This is a genomic window from Polycladospora coralii (assembly GCF_014773435.2).
Taxonomy (GTDB): Bacteria; Bacillota; Bacilli; order Thermoactinomycetales; family Thermoactinomycetaceae; genus Polycladospora; species Polycladospora coralii.
In genome coordinates, this window is record NZ_JACXAG020000003.1 from 302781 (window position 1) to 317379 (window position 14599).

The following is a 14599-nucleotide window of genomic DNA, read 5'->3' on the forward strand; positions in this document are numbered from 1 at the left end:
TTATATCGTTAAGATAGGATAAGGGGTCGCCCCCCTTTCCTTTTACATAGGGAGGAGAACCATGAATAAAAAATCGATACGTGATGTCGTTGTGAAAGATAAGCGTGTGTTTTGTCGGGTTGACTTTAATGTACCTATGCAAGAAGGCACCATTACAGATGATCGCCGAATTCGTGCGGCGCTTCCTACGATTAAGTATTTAGTAGAGCAGGGAGCACGTGTGGTCTTAGCGAGTCATCTCGGTAGACCCAAAGGTGAAGTAGTGGAAGAACTACGCTTAGATCAAGTTGCTGAGCGATTAGCCCAATTGTTAGAACAGCCGATTACCAAGTTGGATGAAGCTGTAGGAATTGAAGTAGAGCAAAAAGTAAAAAACATGCAAGCAGGAGATATTGTTCTACTTGAAAATGTTCGTTTTTATCCTGGAGAAGAGCAGAATGATCCAGGTTTAGCAAGAGCATTTGCAAATTTTGCTGATCTTTACGTAAATGATGCATTTGGAACCTCCCACCGTGCACATGCTTCTACTGCTGGCATTGCTGAATATATACCGGCTGTAGCGGGCTTTCTGATGCAACGGGAATTAGAAATTTTAGGTCATGCATTAGCAAATCCAAAACGTCCTTTTACGGCTATTGTTGGTGGTGCAAAGGTAAAAGATAAAATTGGTGTGATTGAAAATTTACTAGATAAAGTAGATACACTTTTGATTGGTGGAGGCTTAGCCTATACTTTTGTGCACGCAATGGAACATGAGATCGGTAGATCGTTGTTTGAACCAGATAAAGTGGACTTGGCTAAAAAATTTATCCAACAAGCAGATGAAAAAAATGTACGCTTGGTTATGCCGATTGACTCAGTGGTTGCAGATGAGTTTTCTCCAAACCCACGTACCGAAACGGTAGCCATTGATGCTATACCAGAAGAGATGCGTGCCCTTGACATTGGTCCGAAGACAGCAAAGCTTTTTGCTGATATTGTCTCTTCTTCAAAATTAGTCATTTGGAATGGCCCGATGGGTGTATTTGAATTTGAGAAATTTGCTCAAGGCACTTATGCTGTGGCACGTGCTTTAGCAGAATCAGACGCTTTTTCCATTGTTGGTGGAGGGGACTCTGCTGCAGCGATTGAACAATCGGGTTTGACAGATAAAGTCGATCATATCTCTACAGGTGGAGGCGCTTCACTTGAACTGTTAGAAGGAAAAGAATTACCTGGCATTCAAGTGCTTGCAGATAAAGAGAAGGAGGATTAAGTCGCGATGCGAAAGCAGATTATCGCAGGAAACTGGAAAATGTATAAAACGGCTACTGATGCACGCCGGTTCATGCAAGCTATCAATCAGACGGATTGGGCTTCTGAACTTGATATTGTCATTTGTGCGCCATCAATTACAATCCCTGCACTCATAGAAGAATTAAAAGGAACTGAGCGTGGTATTGCAATTGGTGCGCAAAATGTTCACTGGGAAGAGGAAGGAGCATTTACAGGTGAAATTAGCGTTTCAATGGTAAAAGAGGTTGGAGCGCGGTATGTTATTATCGGTCATTCAGAGCGTCGCACCTTATTTGGTGAAACGGATGAAATGGTGAATAAAAAAGTGAAGCGTGTTCTAGAAGCTGGTCTGATTCCAATTGTTTGTGTAGGGGAGAGCCAAACAGAGCGAGAACAAGGCAGGACAAATGAAGTGGTCGGTATGCAAGTTGAAGCAGCTTTCCAAGGAATTGAAAAGAAAGATATGACAAAAGTAATTGTGGCTTATGAACCCGTGTGGGCAATCGGGACGGGACTTGCCAGTACACCTACAGATGCAGAAATGGTGATTGCAGAGATTAGACGCCAAATCAGCCATCTTTATGATGTAGAAACAGCAGAAAGTGTGCGCTTGCAATACGGAGGTAGTGTAAAGCCAAATAATATTAAAAGCTTTCTAGCGTCCCCTAATATTGATGGTGCACTCGTGGGAGGCGCTAGCCTTGCAGCAGATTCTTTCTCGCAGATGATCGGTGCTATGGAGGTTTCCTCATGAGTAATCCAAAGCCTGTCTTGCTTTGTATTCTAGATGGATTTGGTATGCGGGGAAATCGACACGGCAATGCTGTCATGCAAGCAAATAAGCCTAACTTTGATCGGTACTGGGAAAAGTATCCCCATGCTATGCTGACAGCTAGTGGGGAATCTGTTGGCTTGCCACCTGGTCAGATGGGTAATTCAGAAGTAGGTCATTTAAATATTGGGTCTGGACGTGTTGTGTATCAAGATTTAACGCGTATCAGTAAGGCCATTTCAGATGGTGATTTTTTTGAAAACGAGGTTCTCCTCAATACGATGAAACACGTCAAACAGAATAATAGCAAACTCCATCTTTTTGGTTTACTGTCAGATGGAGGGGTACATAGTCATATTCACCATCTGTTTGCACTGCTTGAATTGGCTAAAGCCGAGCAAATAGAAGAAGTATATATTCATGCTTTTTTAGATGGGCGTGATGTAAAACCAGATAGTGGACTCTCCTATTTACAACAACTTACAGCCAAGATGGATGCATTAGATATAGGGAAAATCGCAACGATTCATGGCCGTTACTATGCGATGGATCGGGACAAACGATGGGAACGCATTGCAAAATCTTATCACGCCATGGTGAGTGGTGAGGGTCCAAAGGCTACAGATAGTATCTCAGCGGTTAAGCAATCATATGAGGCTGAAGTTTTTGATGAATTTATCGTTCCGACTGTGATGACAGATGATCAGGATAAACCGATTGCAACGATAACAGAAGACGATTCCATCATCTTTTTTAATTTCCGTCCTGACCGGGCTATACAGTTGTCTGAAGCATTTACTTCACAGCAATTTAATGGTTTCGAACGGGGTAAGCATGCAGTTTCACAAATCGCTTTTACTTGTTTTACAAAATATAGTGATGAAATAGCGGGTGCGATTGCTTTCAACTCCCAAGATTTAAAGCGTACATATGGAGAAGTGATCGCTTCGCATCAGCTGAAACAGCTACGGATTGCCGAAACGGAGAAATATCCCCACGTTACCTTCTTCTTCAATGGTGGGCGTGAGCAAGAATTTATAGGCGAAGAGCGGATTCTAGTTGCTTCTCCTAAAGTGGCTACATATGATCTACAGCCTGAAATGAGTGCGTTTGAGGTGACAGATCGACTTTGTGAAGCCATCGAAACAGATCGGTATGATACCATCATTTTAAATTTTGCTAACCCTGATATGGTTGGACATTCAGGGAAGATGGAGCCCACCATCAAAGCAGTCGAAACTGTAGATCAATGCTTAGGTCGCATTGTAGATCTGGTGATTCAAAAAAGGGGTGTAGCAGTCATTACAGCTGATCATGGAAACGCCGACATGATCATCGATGATCATGGGAAACCCCATACAGCACATACCACTTACCCTGTACCATTTATTGTTACAGATGAATCGGTAACATTAAGAGAAAATGGGATATTAGCAGATATTGCTCCTACTTTGCTGAACTTGTTAGGAATTGTACAACCGACTGAGATGACGGGTCAATCTATGATTCAAATAAAGGATAATGAATCAAAATAAAACAATGGAGGTTAGTGATATGACTATGATTTATGATGTATATGCACGTGAAGTTCTGGACTCACGCGGTAATCCGACGGTTGAAGTAGAGGTGACACTAGAATCAGGAGCGTACGGTCGAGCGATTGTACCTTCAGGAGCGTCTACAGGTGCTTATGAAGCTGTTGAGTTACGTGATGGCGATCAAGATCGTTATCTTGGAAAAGGAGTTCAAAAGGCTGTTCAACATGTAAACGAGGTGATTGCTCCGCACTTAGAAGGGTTAAACGCGATTGATCAAATTGCGATTGATCATGCTTTAATCCAATTGGATGGAACTTCTAATAAAGCAAATCTGGGAGCAAACGCGATTTTAGGTGTTTCGATGGCTGTGGCACGTGCAGCTGCGCAAGCGATTGGACTTCCGCTATATGCATATCTAGGTGGGTTTAATTCTAAAGCCTTACCAGTACCGATGATGAATATCTTAAATGGTGGTGCGCATGCAGATAATAACGTAGATATTCAAGAATTTATGGTTATGCCAGTCGGTGCAAATGATATACGGGAAGCCATTCGTATCGGTACAGAAATTTTCCACCATCTAAAAAAAGTTTTACAAACCAAAGGATATGCAACTGGTGTAGGTGATGAAGGTGGATTCGCACCCAACCTGACTTCCAATGAAGAAGCACTTTCTACGATTGTGACAGCAATCGAGAAGGCAGGTTACACCCCAGGTGTTGATGTCATGTTAGCACTTGATGTGGCTTCAACCGAATTCTATAAGGATGGAAAGTATCATTTAGAAGGTGAAGGGATTGTCCGTACGGCTGATGAAATGATCACTTACTATGAAGAGCTTGTAAATAAATATCCAATCCTATCGATTGAAGATGGACTTGCAGAAGATGATTGGGATGGTTGGAAGAAATTAACGGATCGTTTGGGTCACAAAGTACAACTTGTTGGTGATGACTTATTCGTCACAAACACCGAACGCCTAGGAAGAGGAATTGAAGAGGGCGTAGGAAATTCCATTCTGGTGAAAGTGAATCAAATCGGTACATTAACGGAAACCTTTGATGCGATTGAAATGGCTAAGCGAGCAGGTTACACAGCGGTAATCTCCCATCGTTCAGGTGAGACCGAGGATACGACGATTGCAGATATAGCGGTTGCTACAGGAGCAGGACAAATTAAAACAGGTGCCCCTTCACGTACAGATCGGGTGGCAAAATATAACCAGCTAATACGTATTGAAGACGATTTAGATCATACTGCGCAGTATCCTGGGAAACGTGCTTTTTATAACTTGAAAACGAAGTAGATGGTTGTATCATTGGCGAAGCACATCTGTTATAGATGTGCTTTCCTATTCACCTAAGTGCAATGGAGCCTAGGCTTGCCAAGTTTTCTTTATTGAAAATGAAGTAAGAATATGATAGAGTCGAAAGCAGTGGAATAGGTGTCAGGGAGGTTTTGATATGGAATTGGCAGCAAATATTGCCTTAGCAGTCATTAGTGTAGCGCTCATATTAGTCGTGCTCTTACAATCTGGTAAAAGTGCGGGTTTATCAGGTGCGATTGGTGGCGGTGCAGAGCATATGATGGGTAAAGCGAAAGCGCGTGGAATGGATGCTCTCTTACACAAACTAACGATTGCATTTGCTATCCTTTTTATGATACTCGCGATTTCTGTAGGTCTCTTTATTTAAACCTAAATAAGAAAAAGATCCTTTCATCGATACTAGGAGGGATCTTTTTCTTGTTTGGGTGCTCGTAAGGAGCTTATAAGGCGTATTAATTGTTGATACTCTTCATCGGAAAGTTTGTCTACCTGTACGACTTGTTCTTGAATGTATTCAATGGTATTGGTACGTATTTTATTCTCATTTGCTTGCGGCTTTTGCTTGGAACGATTGAGATGATCTAAGAATTCAGAAGCAATGCCCGCAGTAAAAGAGCCAATTAAGCCGATCCCAGTAAACATTAATACAACGGCTATAATGCGACCACCCAGTGTTACAGGAGATATATCTCCATATCCCACAGTAGTTGTGGTAACAACAACCCACCAAATGGCATCCATATAGCTACTAATATTGGGATTTACTTCATGTTCAATATAGTAAAAACCAGTGCCACCCCAAAACATAATTAATCCAACGATAATGAAGGACATGCGGATATCCTTATTTTTAATTAGACCAGATAAAATAAAGGAAAGACGAATTAAACGGATTAGTCTAAGGATACGCATAAAACGTGCAATCCGAAAATATTGATCAAATGGAATCATCGCAATCAAATCAAACCAATTTTTACGCACAAACTGCCACTTATTCTTAGCGAAGGAAAGGCGAATCACATATTCAATCACAAAGAAAAGAATGAGGATGCGGTCCATCAATAGGACTTGCTCATTGGTAAAAATGGGTTGTTGATCAGGGGTTAGCTGATCGCCAAATGTATCTTGCATCAGAACGATAATGTAAGTAAACAATAAAAGTGCAATAAAGGATTCATAGGCAACTCGTAAAGGTTGGCTTTTGTGAAGCTCAAAGAGTCTCTTCTTCATTTTTCCTCCCCCAATTGTATGGTAAGATCTAGCCGCTTCGATTTTATCATTTTTCCATTTTACCGTGAGACATTACTGCTGTCCGATACCATAAAAAAAGCCTTATTGATCATTATAGAGCAATAAAAGATAAAAATGTACTTGTATTATGATTAAATCCATGGTAATATATAGTTGTCTGGTAATGATGGCGGAGGGGATCCACTCGTTCCCATCCCGAACACGACCGTTAAGCCCTCCAGCGCCGATGGTACTATAGGACGACCTATGGGAGAGTAGGACGTTGCCAGGCTAGAGAAAAAGGAGTTCTTCCGCGAGGAAGAACTCCTTTTTTGTGATACACTTAAAGCGAGAAGATGTGCTAATGATAAGGAAACTAAATCATGTAGGTGATAAATATGGCATTTATTCAAAGATCTCCGGAACCTTTTTTTTATGAAGGAGGAAAAACGGGTATCCTACTTATACATGGATTTACTGGGTCAGCTTCAGAGCTAAGACCTATGGGTGAATATTTTCATAAGCTGGGTTATACAGTCCATGCGCCTCTCTTAAAAGGTCATGGAACCAAACCAGAAGATATGCGGGAAACAAGCTGGCAGGATTGGTGGCAATCTGCGCTTCATGCTTATGATCGTCTCAACGAGCATGAACTAGATCATTTGTACGTTGCGGGGTTATCGATGGGTGGCTGTCTGGCACTAAACTTGGCCGCGCACAAGCAAGTTGATGGTGTAATTTCCATGAACGCGCCGATGTGGATACAGGATCGACTTGCATTTCTAAGTAATTTTTTTCATCCATTTGTACCTTATCGTCCGCGTGGAGGTGGAAAACCACCAGAGGTTGAAGCTCATTTGGTTCCTTATGACCGTACGCCGGTTAAGTCTGTAAGTGAAATCTTAAAATTGATTAAGACAGTACGTAAGCAACTAGTGAACATTACAGTGCCTGCATTGATTGTCCAATCCAGTGTAGATGAAACTGTTCAACCCCGAAGTGCCCAGTACATTTATGAACACATCTCAACTCCCACTAAAACTTTATCTTGGTATGATCATTCCGGTCATATCATTACCGTAGATAAAGAGCGTAAAAAGCTGTTTGCGGAGGTAGAAAAATTTATTGAGACCAATAATGTGAAAGCGCATATCGTGAATCAAGAATAGAGGTGGCAATTGTTGAAAACAGAATCCGAAATTTTGCGTTATATGTTTGAACTTGCGTATAAACCACTTACGTTAACAGAACTCAGGGAAGCATTGGAAGTGAAAGAGGATGAGCAAGAACAATTTAATGAGCTAGTAAACACGCTCGAAGAAGAAGGAAAAATCGTGTGTACACGAGCAAAACGCTACGGTGTACCTGAACGTCTAAACTTAGTGCGTGGTACTTTACAAGGTAGTTCAAAGGGCTTTGGCTTTGTTATACCAGATACACCTCAAACGCCAGACCTATATATTCATATGAATGATATGAATGGGGCTTTAGATGGTGATTTAGTACTTGCACGCGTCCACAAAAAAGTACAAGCTGACCGCAGACCGGAAGGAGAAATTATTCGAGTCTTGAAGCGTGGTCGTAAAAACATAGTGGGGACGTTTCGTCGTGTTTCTAGTCACTTTGGTTTTGTGTTACCTGACGATGCACGTATTTCTACCGACATTTTTATTGCACCAGAGCTGCAGCTGAATGCACAAGAAGGACAAAAAGTGGTAGTGAAGTTGCATAATATTACGGGGCGTCACAGCGCTGAAGGAGAAATTACAGAAATACTTGGACACAAGGATGATCCTGGTGTAGATATTTTATCCATCATTCGTAAACATGGCTTACCTGAAGCCTTTCCTAAAAATGTAGCAGATGAAGCTGAAAGTGCACCAGAAAAAATTAGTGAGGCAGAAATAAAAGGACGGCGTGATCTCAGACAGAGACAAATGGTTACGATAGATGGTGCGGATGCCAAAGATCTAGATGACGCGGTATCGGTTGAACGATTAGAAAACGGTAACATACGTTTAGGCGTACATATTGCGGATGTAAGTTATTATGTGAAGGAAGGATCTGCTTTAGATCGAGAAGCGTATGAACGAGGCTGTAGTGTATATCTTGTAGATCGTGTGATCCCGATGTTACCACGGCGACTTTCAAATGGAATATGTAGCCTTAATCCACAAGTGGATCGACTTACCATGACGTGTGATATGGAAATGGATGATAACGGAAATGTAGTGGACTATGATATCTATACAAGTGTGATCTGCACGAATGAACGAATGACCTATGCCGATGTCAAGAAGATTATCGTGGATGAAGACCCGGAATTAATCGCCAAATATGAGCCGCTTGTAGAAGATTTTCGTCTGATGGGCAACTTAGCAAAAGTACTGCGTAAAAAAAGGATGAAACGTGGTGCGATTGATTTTAACTTTACGGAAGCCAAAATTATCGTGGACGAAAATGGCGAACCCGTTGATATTGTGAAACGACCACGAACAGAAGCTGAACAATTAATTGAAGAATTTATGTTAGCAGCAAATGAGACCGTTGCTGAGCATTTTTATCGAATGGATGTTCCCTTTGTGTATCGGATTCATGAGAAGCCGGATGTTGCCAAATTACAAGGTTTCTTCGATTTTATCACCAGTTTCGGTTATGCCATGAAAGGAAAACCGGATAAAATTAAGCCACAGGCGATGCAGACTTTACTCGAAAAAATTAATGGGCGATCAGAAGAACATGTGATTAGTACAGTCATGCTCCGCTCGATGAAACAAGCTAAGTATGCAACCGAGTGTGTAGGACACTTTGGGTTAGCGGCGCAATTTTATTCACATTTTACTTCTCCGATTCGTCGTTATCCAGACTTGCTCATTCATCGTGTGATACGTGAAGTGTTAGAAAAAGGTGCCCTAACTGTAGAGCGAATTGAGCAGTTAAATGCATACTTACCCGATGCGGCTCAGCAGTCCTCTATCCGTGAACGTGTAGCCGTGGATGCCGAGCGTGAAACAAATAATCTAAAAATCGCAGAGTATATGCTGGATAAAGTAGGAGAAGAGTACGAAGGGATCATCAGTAGCGTAACTTCGTTTGGGCTATTTGTCGAACTGCCCAATACAGTAGAAGGTTTAGTGCATGTTAGTTTTCTAACAGATGATTATTATCGCTATGATGAACGGATATATGCCTTGATTGGTGAACGGACAGCAAAGGTGCTCCGCATTGGTGATCGCGCAAAGATTAAAGTAAGTAAAGTTAATATCGAAGAGCGTAGAATTGACTTTGAGTTACTAGACCATGAATCGGTTCATACTGAAGAAGATATCTTTCATTTACCCAAGAAAAAAGGCAAAAAGTCTAAACAACGAAGTTCTAAGGAGCGAACGCGCTCTGGAAATAAGCCGCCTAAAAGAAGCAAGAAAAATGGCGATCAAAAAGGAAAAAAGAAGAAAAAGAAAACCTATCGCAATAAAAGTTCAGCAAAAAAAGCGAACAAATAAGTGTTGAGTAGCTTGCTTGATCCGTTTATGGCAAGCTACTCTTGACGCACTTGTGTGCTGCTTGTTACACTGAAATTTAAATCTGGGAGGTGCCACTATGGGGAATACGGGTAGAAAGGTAGTTGCTAAAAACAAAAAAGCCTTTCATGATTACCATATTGAAGAAAAGTTTGAAGCAGGAATTGTTCTGACTGGAACTGAAATTAAATCAATACGCCAGGGAAGGATAAATCTTAAAGATAGTTACGCTCGTATTGATAAAGGCGAAATCTTCATTATGGGTATGCATATTAGCCCATTTGAACAAGGGAATCGATTCAATGTGGATCCGACACGTACACGTAAACTATTATTGCATAAAAAAGAGATTGACCGGTTGTTGGGACAAACGAAAGTAAAAGGTTTAACGATTGTACCGCTTGATCTCCATTTGCGAAATGGTTTTGCCAAATTAGAATTGGGTCTCGCCAAAGGTAAAAAGTTGTATGATAAGCGGGAAAAAGAAGCAAAGCGCGATGCAGATCGCATGATACAGCGTAAGCTGAAAGAGCGGAATTATGGGTAACATATTGATTTATAGTTGTATATATGATAAAATGTGTTCCTATAACGGATGATATTAGCTCCATTTTTTCCGTGAATCTTGGGGGCGTTTTGGGATTCGACGGGGATAGTTCGAGCGTCAGTAGCGAGCCGAGGGGTTGCGTTTCTCGTTAATCACGCAAACGCCAATTCAACTGGCAAACAAGATAATTTTGCACTTGCTGCCTAATTAGGCAGTGAGGATCCGCTTCTCCATCGCCTGTGTGGAGCTGCCGGGTCTCAAACTTAAGCAGGCTAGCTGACCGATATGCCACTGATCGGAAAGCGAACTAATAGTGGCTGGTCTTTAAAATCGCCTGTCACTGGGCAGTTTTAAAGACGAGACTATCGTACAGTGACTGCGCTCGGAGAATCTGGCGTGGCGATGTCTTCGGACAGCGGTTCAAATCCGCTCGCCTCCACCATAAATCTATAATAAGTATGCTGGTGTAGCTCAGTTGGTAGAGCACTTCACTCGTAATGAAGGGGTCGCAGGTTCAAATCCTGTCTCCAGCACCACACAAGGACAAGAAATGATCTTGTCTTTTTTTAATGGTATTCAAGCCACACTTGAATATCGGGACGTTGTCTCGGTTTATCTTCATTTTTAAAGGCACTAAGTTTGATCGATGAAAATCATGTTTGTGCCATTGTTTTGCGCTCATCCACACTTAAAGTCTGGTAGTGTTCTTGGAAATGCGTTAATAGATCGTGCAATTTAATTTAATGTTCAATCTCTTCTTCGGCTGTTAGCTCCTGTAAACGCTCGCGGTAGTCTTCTTTCGAGATGAGTTCATCAACATACATCATCTGGAATTTTCGTTTCCTTATTCGTATCTTCTCCATCTCCGATTCTAAGCTTTTAGCTCGCTTGATCCATTCCTCTTGTTCTTCATTTGAATCCAACTAATTTCTAATTTCATCTATATCAGTATTTTCAAGGTTGATGTGAATGTACTGTAAGAGAGCTTCTTCAATCGAAGCTTCCTGCAAATAGGACATATCACAATGAAAGTTTTTTTGTCTATTGACACATCCATAGTACTTAGTTCGTTTCCCTTTATACTTTCTGGAGGTACCAGACATCGTTTTGCCACATCTACCATGTAAAAATATCCCTTTTTTTGATATTAGGGAGATTTTCTCACGATATGATCCATATGATAAGATGTCTTTTATTAGTCGTTTACTGAGTTACAACAAAAAAGCCTGGGTAATGGTCCCAGACTACATTCATGTAAATCTACTAATTAATGGATAGAATGCCAATGTCGCAATTTGAATGGGTTGTATATGATATTCTATTCACCTGTATTTGTAAAAACATTTTGTGATCCTAATTTCCGAGATGAACCCGCTTTCTGCAGAGAAGTAAGAGAAGTAGCCATTCCTAATGAACTGGTTGCTGTTCCAGATTCTAAACGTTGTTTGGCTTGATTTAATAGTTCATTTGCCTTAGCCATATTCTGTTCTATTGCTTGTTGATGGATTATATCCCTTGTTGAACTTTCTCTTAGCTCTGTGTTTAAGGTATGTATAAGCTGAATTAAAGATGTAATTTCCTCAGCTGAGAGCTCATGTGTATAAATCTCCTGTGAAAGTTGATCAAGTGTAAGCTGCTCCTTACTTGTAGAAGCTACAACTTCATGTGTAAGTCCAGCTGAAAATCCCCCCATTGTTAAAACGAATCCTGTTATCGTTGCAATAAGTTGTTTTTTCATTATTATTTCCCCTCTTATTTATTAGAATATTATTATAATAAAGTATATCAATAAGTTATTTATACGTCTATACCTAGTCTTGATTCCAGAATGCTCTAAAACCATTGTCACGCAAGCGAAACAGGAGATATGCAACAAAAGTTACATATATCACTGAATGTAGTACTGACTGTACATCTAAACGTAATGAAAATGTATTTCACGTGTAGTCTTCATGGATAATATTTTTGAAAAATATGACTTTAAACCTTTTCATCTAAAAAATATTACCTCATATCCCATTGATATCAACAGTTTACGCTTTTTTTTTGCAAATAGACGCACAGTAGGGATTACGATCATTTCGCACTTTGGATACCGATCACACTATCCGAAAAATAAAGCAGGCCTAAAACGGCTTAAATTCGGTTATTTTTCGGAGGGCAAAAGAAAAAGCCGAGGTTTCGACTCGACTTGGCTATGAGCTGACTATTTTTTTGCTTTTCCAAATAATACGAATGGAATTGCTATGAGTATAAAGAATATAGCTATCGGTAAGATGAATAACATCCCTCCTGTTATATATGAGATCGTGACACACTTCCAAAAATTCTTATGAAAGCCCCAATTGATGTTTTTCCTGGGAATGGATATCGGAACTGGGATCGGGATGTATCTTGTCTCGGTCTCTGTCTTTGGTGTTGAATCGACGGTTGAGCGCTGTTTTTTCTTGGATGATTTATCTTTCATAATTTTCTCTTCTTGCTTCCTTACATCTTTTTGATACCATCCAGCCCTGTCTTTTATTTCGCGATAACGTTTTACTTTTTTGGTTAGATTTGGTTTGATTTCGGTTACTTTCAACTTGTTTTCGCTTTTCATCTGCTCCATTAACTTCTCTAACTTACTTTTGAATGAGAAGTGATGCACCTATTCCGAATACACTTGTTCCTGCGGCATCAGGGATTGTATTAAATAAGAAAGGTAACATTTTGCTACACAAGAGAAGTGATAATCATTTATGGTCATTACCAGGTAGCGTGATGGAGCTTGGAGAAACGATTGAACAGACCATAATTAGGGAAGTGAAAGAGGAGACTGGTTTTGATGTTGTCGTTAAGAAATGTGTAGGTATTTACACAGATCCTAGACACATTATTGCTTATACGGATGGTGAGGTAAGGCAACAATTTTCCATTTGTTTTGAATGTAATATTACAAAGGATGAATTAAGGATTAGCAATGAATCGACTCAGATAGATTTTTTTACTTTTGACGAAGTAGAAAAGCTTGAATTACATCCAGCACAGAGGATTAGCATAGATGATTTTCATCATGCAAGAGAGAGAGCCTATATTAGGTGAAAGAAGGTTTTACGATGAGTAATACCAAGATTGACAAGGTGATCCAACATATCAAACAAGGGATTAAGGAATTTGTATATTTACCAAATCAACGACTGCCATCTGAGAGAGAATTAGCAGAAGAACTTGGGGTATCTAGACCTACAGTGCGAGAAGCTTTAGTACGCCTACAATCGGAGAATTTGGTAGATATCATACCTCGATCAGGGGCGTTTATAAAAGGGGCGCTAAGAAAGCAAAAGATAGATCCAACAAAATCAAACAACTTCATTTCAGAGCTTCGAAAGCAAGGAATGAAGGTCGTAAGTAGGTATCTTGAACAGACGAAGGAAATACCGGCTAATGAAATAGGGGAGAAGTTAAACATACCTGAAAAAGAAAACGTAATACTGCGTTCTAGAGTGCAGATCGTCGATAGTGTTCCTTATCGGATTGTTACAACCTATCTACTTTCTTCATTAGCACAAGACCTGATTGGTAGAGATGAGGAACAAATACCTTTATTTGATCATCTAGCACAAAAGGGGTTCTACCCTGTGCGTGCTTCAGAAAACTTACATTGTCGTACTGCAACCTCAGAAGAGGCAAAGCAGATGAACTTATCTATTTACAGCCCCGTTATTGAGATTGAACGCCTGATATGGAGGCAGTTTAAAGAAAGTGATGAAGAAATTTTATTTGAGTACAGCAAAATCATATGTAATGCAGCCGTGCATGAATTCCACTATGATTACCCAATAGGAAATAAGATTAAGCGTAAGCAATAAAGAAGAGGGATCCTAAATTGGATTCCTCTTGTTTGTTCAATAATACATTGTATAATTGTATTAAATTGAATAATTAAAACTATATTTAGTTAGGTGAATAATTAATCATTTAGTAGGGTGATGCTTTGAGAACTACTAAAACATATTTTTTACGTAAGCACATAAAACGTATTCTGGACTGTCAACAGAAAACTAGACAATTTTTTAAGGTGTTTGGATTTGTACTCAACAGGAGTTAAATAGTCTAAAGTACTGTGAATACGGATGTTGTTAAACCAGTGAACATAATCAAATAATTCTCGAGATAGATGTTGTAGGCATTTAAAGCTTGTACCGTTGATAAATTCCGTTTTGATGAGCTTGAACGTTGCTTCAGCAACCGCATTATCATGTGGTGATCCTTTCAGGCTTAACGACCGTTGGATTTGGAAAGTTGTCAAAGCTTCATCGATCAATCGATTATTGAATTCACTCCCACGGTCAGTATGGAAAAGCTGAATTTTCCTTAAATCGTGCTTAATCGTGGAAAGTGCATGGTATA

The 14599-nt window shown here is 40.2% G+C and carries 16 protein-coding genes, 1 tRNA gene, 1 rRNA gene and 1 other RNA gene; 13 read left to right on the top strand and 6 right to left on the bottom strand.

From position 1 onward, the window contains the following. Window positions 1–61: 61 nt before the first annotated feature. The 5 genes from IC619_RS09640 (at window position 62) to secG (ending at window position 5279) form a co-directional block, all read left to right on the top strand. Window positions 62–1255, top strand: a complete 1194-nt coding sequence (locus IC619_RS09640; protein ID WP_191139660.1) for a phosphoglycerate kinase — start codon at window positions 62–64, stop codon at window positions 1253–1255. A 6-nt stretch (window positions 1256–1261) separates the two neighbouring features. Continuing rightward, complete coding sequence (gene tpiA, locus IC619_RS09645) at window positions 1262–2029, top strand: triose-phosphate isomerase (protein WP_191139661.1); 768 nt, start codon at window positions 1262–1264, stop codon at window positions 2027–2029. Further along, entirely contained in the window at window positions 2026–3582 is a 1557-nt protein-coding gene (gpmI, locus tag IC619_RS09650) for a 2,3-bisphosphoglycerate-independent phosphoglycerate mutase (protein WP_191139662.1), read from the top strand. The genes tpiA and gpmI overlap by 4 nt, the downstream gene beginning before the upstream one ends. Window positions 3583–3601: 19 nt before the next feature. After that, window positions 3602–4891: a phosphopyruvate hydratase gene (gene eno, locus IC619_RS09655; protein ID WP_191139663.1), complete on the top strand. Its 1290-nt coding sequence runs from the start codon at window positions 3602–3604 to the stop codon at window positions 4889–4891. A gap of 157 nt (window positions 4892–5048) precedes the next feature. Then, window positions 5049–5279, top strand: coding sequence for a preprotein translocase subunit SecG (gene secG / locus IC619_RS09660; protein WP_191139664.1), 231 nt, complete (start codon window positions 5049–5051; stop codon window positions 5277–5279). 32 nt (window positions 5280–5311) lie between these two features. Here the strand turns inward: secG and IC619_RS09665 are convergent, their stop codons facing one another. Continuing rightward, entirely contained in the window at window positions 5312–6142 is an 831-nt protein-coding gene (locus IC619_RS09665) for a potassium channel family protein (protein ID WP_191139665.1), read from the bottom strand. 177 nt (window positions 6143–6319) lie between these two features. Between IC619_RS09665 and rrf the strand changes: the two genes are divergently transcribed. The 6 genes from rrf (at window position 6320) to IC619_RS09695 (ending at window position 10746) form a co-directional block, all read left to right on the top strand. Further along, window positions 6320–6434 (top strand): 5S ribosomal RNA (gene rrf, locus IC619_RS09670). Window positions 6435–6540: 106 nt separating this feature from the next. Beyond that, a complete protein-coding gene (locus IC619_RS09675) occupies window positions 6541–7311 on the top strand; it encodes an alpha/beta hydrolase (RefSeq protein WP_191139666.1) in 771 nt (256 codons plus the stop codon). A 12-nt stretch (window positions 7312–7323) separates the two neighbouring features. Further along, a complete protein-coding gene (rnr, locus tag IC619_RS09680; protein WP_191139667.1) occupies window positions 7324–9645 on the top strand; it encodes a ribonuclease R in 2322 nt (773 codons plus the stop codon). 97 nt (window positions 9646–9742) lie between these two features. Next, window positions 9743–10210 carry an SsrA-binding protein SmpB gene (smpB, locus tag IC619_RS09685; RefSeq protein WP_191139668.1) on the top strand — a complete coding sequence of 156 codons (468 nt, stop codon included), beginning with the start codon at window positions 9743–9745 and terminating at the stop codon, window positions 10208–10210. An 80-nt stretch (window positions 10211–10290) separates the two neighbouring features. After that, window positions 10291–10652, top strand: a transfer-messenger RNA (tmRNA) gene (gene ssrA, locus IC619_RS09690). Between the two features lie 18 nt (window positions 10653–10670). Further along, window positions 10671–10746, top strand: a tRNA-Thr gene (locus tag IC619_RS09695). Window positions 10747–10950: 204 nt separating this feature from the next. Here the strand turns inward: IC619_RS09695 and IC619_RS09700 are convergent. The 4 genes from IC619_RS09700 to IC619_RS09715 form a co-directional block, all read right to left on the bottom strand. Then, window positions 10951–11133 carry a hypothetical protein gene (locus IC619_RS09700; RefSeq protein WP_191139669.1) on the bottom strand — a complete coding sequence of 61 codons (183 nt, stop codon included), beginning with the start codon at window positions 11131–11133 and terminating at the stop codon, window positions 10951–10953. Continuing rightward, a complete protein-coding gene (locus IC619_RS17330) occupies window positions 11134–11406 on the bottom strand; it encodes a recombinase zinc ribbon domain-containing protein (protein WP_369411264.1) in 273 nt (90 codons plus the stop codon). A gap of 122 nt (window positions 11407–11528) precedes the next feature. Continuing rightward, the gene (locus IC619_RS09710; RefSeq protein ID WP_191139671.1) at window positions 11529–11948 is read right to left on the bottom strand and encodes a hypothetical protein; all 420 of its coding nucleotides are present in this window, start codon (window positions 11946–11948) and stop codon (window positions 11529–11531) included. A gap of 468 nt (window positions 11949–12416) precedes the next feature. Then, entirely contained in the window at window positions 12417–12809 is a 393-nt protein-coding gene (locus tag IC619_RS09715; protein WP_213260865.1) for a hypothetical protein, read from the bottom strand. 32 nt (window positions 12810–12841) lie between these two features. On the opposite strand from IC619_RS09715, the gene IC619_RS09720 reads away from it, so the two are divergent. After that, the gene (locus tag IC619_RS09720; protein WP_191139673.1) at window positions 12842–13291 is read left to right on the top strand and encodes an NUDIX domain-containing protein; all 450 of its coding nucleotides are present in this window, start codon (window positions 12842–12844) and stop codon (window positions 13289–13291) included. Window positions 13292–13305: 14 nt separating this feature from the next. After that, window positions 13306–14058, top strand: coding sequence for a GntR family transcriptional regulator (locus IC619_RS17080; RefSeq protein WP_191139674.1), 753 nt, complete (start codon window positions 13306–13308; stop codon window positions 14056–14058). Window positions 14059–14207: 149 nt separating this feature from the next. Here IC619_RS17080 and IC619_RS09730 read toward each other — a convergent pair. Continuing rightward, on the bottom strand, window positions 14208–14599 hold a 392-nt coding region (locus tag IC619_RS09730; RefSeq protein ID WP_213260867.1), incomplete at its 5' end, for an IS3 family transposase.

Excerpts from the sequence above, each read along its gene's own strand:
- smpB (WP_191139668.1), top strand. The coding sequence starts at position 9,743 with ATGGGGAATACGGGTAGAAAGGTAGTTGCTAAAAACAAAAAAGCCTTT.
- gpmI (WP_191139662.1), top strand. The coding sequence starts at position 2,026 with ATGAGTAATCCAAAGCCTGTCTTGCTTTGTATTCTAGATGGATTTGGT.
- IC619_RS09640 (WP_191139660.1), top strand. The coding sequence starts at position 62 with ATGAATAAAAAATCGATACGTGATGTCGTTGTGAAAGATAAGCGTGTG.
- secG (WP_191139664.1), top strand. The coding sequence starts at position 5,049 with ATGGAATTGGCAGCAAATATTGCCTTAGCAGTCATTAGTGTAGCGCTC.
- eno (WP_191139663.1), top strand. The coding sequence starts at position 3,602 with ATGACTATGATTTATGATGTATATGCACGTGAAGTTCTGGACTCACGC.
- tpiA (WP_191139661.1), top strand. The coding sequence starts at position 1,262 with ATGCGAAAGCAGATTATCGCAGGAAACTGGAAAATGTATAAAACGGCT.
- IC619_RS09720 (WP_191139673.1), top strand. The coding sequence starts at position 12,842 with ATGAGAAGTGATGCACCTATTCCGAATACACTTGTTCCTGCGGCATCA.
- IC619_RS09665 (WP_191139665.1), bottom strand. The coding sequence starts at position 6,142 with ATGAAGAAGAGACTCTTTGAGCTTCACAAAAGCCAACCTTTACGAGTT.
- IC619_RS09710 (WP_191139671.1), bottom strand. The coding sequence starts at position 11,948 with ATGAAAAAACAACTTATTGCAACGATAACAGGATTCGTTTTAACAATG.
- IC619_RS17080 (WP_191139674.1), top strand. The coding sequence starts at position 13,306 with ATGAGTAATACCAAGATTGACAAGGTGATCCAACATATCAAACAAGGG.
- IC619_RS09715 (WP_213260865.1), bottom strand. The coding sequence starts at position 12,809 with ATGAAAAGCGAAAACAAGTTGAAAGTAACCGAAATCAAACCAAATCTA.
- IC619_RS09675 (WP_191139666.1), top strand. The coding sequence starts at position 6,541 with ATGGCATTTATTCAAAGATCTCCGGAACCTTTTTTTTATGAAGGAGGA.